This window comes from Salinicola sp., assembly GCF_982684285.1.
Genome location: NZ_CEXLVS010000288.1, coordinates 1 through 4,772, shown reverse-complemented (window position 1 = coordinate 4,772; position 4,772 = coordinate 1). Strand labels below are relative to the sequence as shown.

The window sequence follows — 4,772 nt, the reverse complement described above, 5'->3', positions numbered from 1 at the left end:
CAGTGTCGGAAGAGTGGGGCACGATGGCTGGCAATCCTAGGTTTGATTAACGATGAGTATGGGAATTCGCGGGTTATCGTGCAAAGTCTCGGCCCGTTGCGTCTATTCCTCGAGCGCTTCCAGCGCTGTCAATCGATGCCGCTCCGAAGCGATTTCGGCATCGAGTCTCTTGAGTTTGCGCCGGTGTTTGGCGATATCCTCCCGGTCGTCCTCCCGTGTCGCTTCGTCGAGCGCTTCACGCTGCTCCTGACGTTCCTCTTCGAGATCCGCAAGCGTTTGGCGGCTGTCGCTGATCAAGGAAGCCGTAGTGCAGTGATCTTCGACCGCGTTCAGCGCGCGACGCAGCCCTGCGGCACGGTGAGACTGATGGTTGGTATCGGCTTGCGCGAGCTGCTGCTCGAGATGCTTGCGCTTGGCCTCGCAGCCGATGTCGGAGGCCACGGCCTGCGAGGTCATCGGGATCGTGAGGATCAGGGCGACAGCGCAGCGGAAGATCGTCGGCCTCGAGGAGAAGTCGGTGTCGGCAAGCATGCGGGACTCCAGGTCAGGATCCGACGGGCAGTCGGAAGAGCGGGGCGTTGGCCCACGAAAAACGCCCACCATAGGGTGGGCGTCCGGACGGTCGTTGTCGAGCGTCGATCAGGCGTGCTGCTTGCTGTGCCGACCCTCGGCCAGCTCTTCCAGCAACTTGCCGTTGAAGTCGTCGAGATCCTTCGGCGTGCGGCTGGTGACCAGGCCGCTGTCGACCACGACCGACTCGTCGAACCACTGGGCGCCGGCATTTTTCAGATCCTGTGCGACCGAGGGCACCGAGGTCATCCTGCGGCCCTCGACGACGCCGGCGTTGATCAGGATCCACGGCGCGTGACAGATCGCGGCGACCGGCTTGCCGGCTTCGAAGAAGTGCCTGACGAACGCCAGGGCCTTGTCGTTGAGTCGCAGCGTATCGGGGTTGAACAGACCACCTGGCAGCACCAGGGCATGATAGTCGGATTCGTTGACCTCATCGAGGCTCTTGTCCGCCTCGTAGGTGTCACCCCAGTCCGTCTCGGCCCAGGCGCGAATGCCCTTGCCGTCCGGCGTGATGACGTGAGTCTCGACGCCCTGGCCTTGCAGCGCGGCACGAGGGGAGGAGAGTTCTGACTCCTCGAAGCCGTCGGCGGCGAGGATTGCGACACGTTTACCGTTGAGTTGCTGAGCCATCTTGACCTCCTGGTCTTGATATAGCGGCTTGATGTTTCGATGAATAGCAAGCCCACGGGCCATCCCGGTCCATGTCTCGGCTTACCTCGAAAGTTTGGGATAGTCTGGGCAAAGTTCAAGGAAAAACGCGCGTGGGACACGCCCGGTCCGGAGTTCGCGGCTTGCGCGCGGGCGCCGACTCGGGGATGGTGGCCGCCGCAGGGTGGCGAGCGGGCGCCGGGTCAAGAGGAAGCGATGCGATGAATGGCGGAGTGGGGGAATGGCTGTTGCAGTCGGCCGGCGGGCTCGTCCTGATCGGTGGCCTGGTGACGGTCCTGATCGGCGTCGTGGTGTGGCAGCGCCAGCGTTTCGCACGCGAGCGCGACAGCCTGCTGACGCGGCTCCAGGCCAGCGAGGCGCAGTGCCAGCGCCTGGAGCAGGAGCTGGCCCAGAGCGACGGTCAGCAGGACGATCTGCGCGAGCGCCAGGCGCAACTGCAGCAGCAGCTTGGCACCCGCGAGCAGCAACTAGAGGCCCTCAACGAACGCCTGGCGACACTGCGCGAGCAGTACGGCCGGCTCGAGACTCGCCACGAGCAGCAGCAGAACCAGCACGCGGAACAGCTCCAGCTGCTGGAGCAGGCGAAGACGCGGATGGGGCACGAGTTCGAATCGCTTGCCGGGCGCATCTTCGACGAGCGCCAGCGCACCTACAGCGCCCAGAGCCGGGACAGCCTGGAAGCCTTGCTGAAACCGTTTCGCGAGCAGGTCAGCGGCTTTCGTCAGCGTCTCGAGGAGCTTCACGGTCAGGAAGTGCGCGAACGCACCACGCTCAAGGTGCAGATCGATCAACTCGCCTCGCTCAACCGCCAGATCACCGAAGAGGCCGCCAATCTCACCCGTGCCCTCAAGGGCGACAAGAAGATGCAGGGCAACTGGGGCGAGATGATGCTGGAGTCGGTGCTGGAGCGCTCGGGCCTGCGCCGCGACATCGAATACCGGCGCGAAGTCTCGATCGACGGCGAGCAGGGTCGCCAACGCCCGGATGCGGTGATCTACCTGCCCGACGACAAGCACCTGATCGTCGATGCCAAGGTTTCGCTCAACGCCTACGTGCGCTACGTCAATGCCGATGACGACGCCGAGCGCGAGCAGGCGCTACGCGCGCACGTTCAAGCGGTGAGAAGCCATATCGACGCCCTCTCCGGGCGCGACTATCCGCGATTGCCGGGACTGCGTTCGCCCGATTTCGTATTCCTGTTCATGCCGGTCGAACCGGCCTTCGCGGTCGCCTTCCAGCATGACGAAAGCCTGTTTCAGGAGGCTTTCTCCCGCGACATCATCGTGGTCACGCCGACCACGCTGCTGGCCAGCCTGCGCACCGTGGCAAGCCTGTGGAATCTGGAGCGCCAGAACGAGAACGCGCGCCATATCGCCGAGCGTGCCGGCAAGCTGCTCGACAAATTCCAGGGCTTCGTCTCGAGCCTCGAGGATGTCGGCCGCCACCTGGGCCGGGCACAGGGCAGCTACGACCAGGCCATGGGGCGGCTATCAACCGGCCAGGGCAGCCTGGTCGGCCAGGCGCTGGCGCTCAAAAAGCTGGGCGTGCGGATGAAGCGCGACCTGCCGGCGCATCTGACCCGGGAGGCGGACGCCGACGAGGCGGCACTCGATCGAACCTCGGACGGCGCCGACGCTGAAGGTGGCGCGAGTCGCGTGGATGATGACGGCGAGAGCGATGCCGCGCCCGCTGCGCAACGCAGCCCAGACCAGGGCAGGCCGAGCTAGGCGGGCTCGGCGGCGTCGTCGGCAGTCGACAGCGCCGCGCTGCTCAGCGCCAGGTCGGCTGCCAGTCCCTGGAGGCAGATCATGGCCATGACCTGATGGCGGGCGCCGACGCCGAGCGCCACCAGCCGCTTGGCGCGCTCGATCGCCGGAGCCTCGGGGTCGATGTCACCGCGCCAGCGCACCACCAGGCTCTTCTCGGCCGCTTCGACGTAGTCGATGCGCTGCACCTCATCGGTGAGAAACCCGATCAACCCCTGGCCGCTGTCGGCGATCAGCACGTGTCGGGGTGGGCGCGACACGTCGCGGCCCAGCAGCCGGCGCAGATCGACCAGGGCGACGCTGCGCCCGTGACGGCGCCAGACGCCGACGAAGCGCGGGTCGCCGCCGCTCCGGAGGTAGTCGACAGGAGCGGCGTCGACCGCGTAGAGCTGATCGAGCAGGGTGGTGTAGTCTCCCGCGCAAACGAAGTGCACCAACGCGAAGCGCCGCCGGGGCTGGCGCTCGGCGGCGCTGCCCGCCTGGGTACCGCCGAGACGCGCTTGCAGGCGCGCCAGCGCACTCAGATTGAGCGCCGACAGCAGCACCCGGTGATCGAGCGCCAGGGCATCGCGCCCCGAGGGGCCGGCCACCAGCCCAGCCACGGCCTGGGGTTGGCCCGGGCCGGCGGGAGCCAGGGTGCCGTCGGCGCTGAGCGCGGTGACGTGTTCCAGGGCCAGTGCCAGGCGCCCCTCGGGCCCATCGAGCACCACCATGTAACCGGGTCGCACACGCTGGGGCGCACCCCCGATCAACTCACCGGGGTCGAACAGCGGCAGCCGCGCACCGCGCAGCGTGACGTTGCCGAGGTAGGCGTCGAGCTCGATCGGCGGCGGTTCGATCTGGGAGCAGTTGGCGACCTCGCCAACGATCGCGGTATCCAGCGCCAGCGCCTGGCCGCCACTCTCCACGATCAGCCAGTGTCGGGCGGTGAGCCGCGTCGGCGTGGCGTCACTGGTCAGCGTCGGGACATCGGACGCTTGGCGCCCGGCCAGTTCCGGCGACGGCGTCACCGCGACCATCTCTTCCAGCGCGAACAGCGCATCCAGGTCGAGCAGATAAGCCGGGTGTGCCAGGCTCGGGTGATCGATCAGCGAAGGCGTCAGCGCCAGCGTGCTGCCGTCGCCGTGGCTCACCGCATGCCGCTGGTCAGGCCGCACCTCGATCACGTCGACGATCTGGGTCACGCACAGGCCGAAACGCGCCCCGCGATGCGCGACCACGGCGACGAAGCTGGCCTGGGGCCTGCCCTGGCTGTGAGTCCTGCTCTGGGCCTCGACGAGATGGGCCTCGTCGACATGGACCTCGTCGACATGGACGTCGTCACGGGCATCGAGAGTTGGCGCTGCCGGGGTGTCAGGATCGAGCTGCAGTAGCCCCGCCAGGTCGACCAGCGGCAGCGGCTGACCGCGCAGCGACAGCGTACCCCGCGACCATGCCGGCGCCCGCGGGCGCGGCGGCGGCAGGCGCTCCAGGCGCACCACCTCTTGCAGATCGCGGGCGTCGAGGGCGACATCGCCGGCACCGACGCGCAGGATGCCGAAGACGCGTGCGCTCATGGCCTCGCCCGCTCCTCGCCGCGGGTCGCCCGTGCCAGTTCACGGATTGCGCCGTCGACCCGGTTGGCGGTCTCGAGCTGGGCGCTGGCGGTGGTGGCGATCTCCTCGATCGAGTCGGTGGTCTGGGCCACGCCTTCGACGATGCGTGCGAACGAATCGGTAGCGCGCTGGGTCACGGCGTTACCGCTGTCGATGCGCTTGAGCGACT

General features: G+C 67.5%; 5 protein-coding genes. 1 reads left to right on the top strand and 4 read right to left on the bottom strand.

The features are described from left to right. Positions 1–102: 102 nt before the first annotated feature. Together AC3AYF_RS18365 and AC3AYF_RS18360 are read right to left on the bottom strand one after the other, a co-directional pair. On the bottom strand, positions 103–531 hold the full coding sequence (locus AC3AYF_RS18365) for a DUF1090 domain-containing protein (protein WP_295040855.1): 429 nt from the start codon (positions 529–531) through the stop codon (positions 103–105). Between the two features lie 108 nt (positions 532–639). Further along, entirely contained in the window at positions 640–1,203 is a 564-nt protein-coding gene (locus tag AC3AYF_RS18360) for a type 1 glutamine amidotransferase domain-containing protein (RefSeq protein WP_295040853.1), read from the bottom strand. A gap of 239 nt (positions 1,204–1,442) precedes the next feature. Between AC3AYF_RS18360 and AC3AYF_RS18355 the strand changes: the two genes are divergently transcribed. Further along, positions 1,443–2,969, top strand: a complete 1,527-nt coding sequence (locus tag AC3AYF_RS18355; RefSeq protein WP_295040851.1) for a DNA recombination protein RmuC — start codon at positions 1,443–1,445, stop codon at positions 2,967–2,969. On the opposite strand, the gene AC3AYF_RS18350 is transcribed toward AC3AYF_RS18355, so the two are convergent. Further along, positions 2,966–4,564, bottom strand: coding sequence for a chemotaxis protein CheW (locus AC3AYF_RS18350; RefSeq protein WP_487780150.1), 1,599 nt, complete (start codon positions 4,562–4,564; stop codon positions 2,966–2,968). The genes AC3AYF_RS18355 and AC3AYF_RS18350 overlap by 4 nt on opposite strands. After that, positions 4,561–4,772, bottom strand: a 212-nt coding sequence (locus AC3AYF_RS18345; protein WP_295040847.1) for a methyl-accepting chemotaxis domain-containing protein, incomplete at its 5' end; no start/stop codon positions are given. The genes AC3AYF_RS18350 and AC3AYF_RS18345, both read right to left, overlap by 4 nt.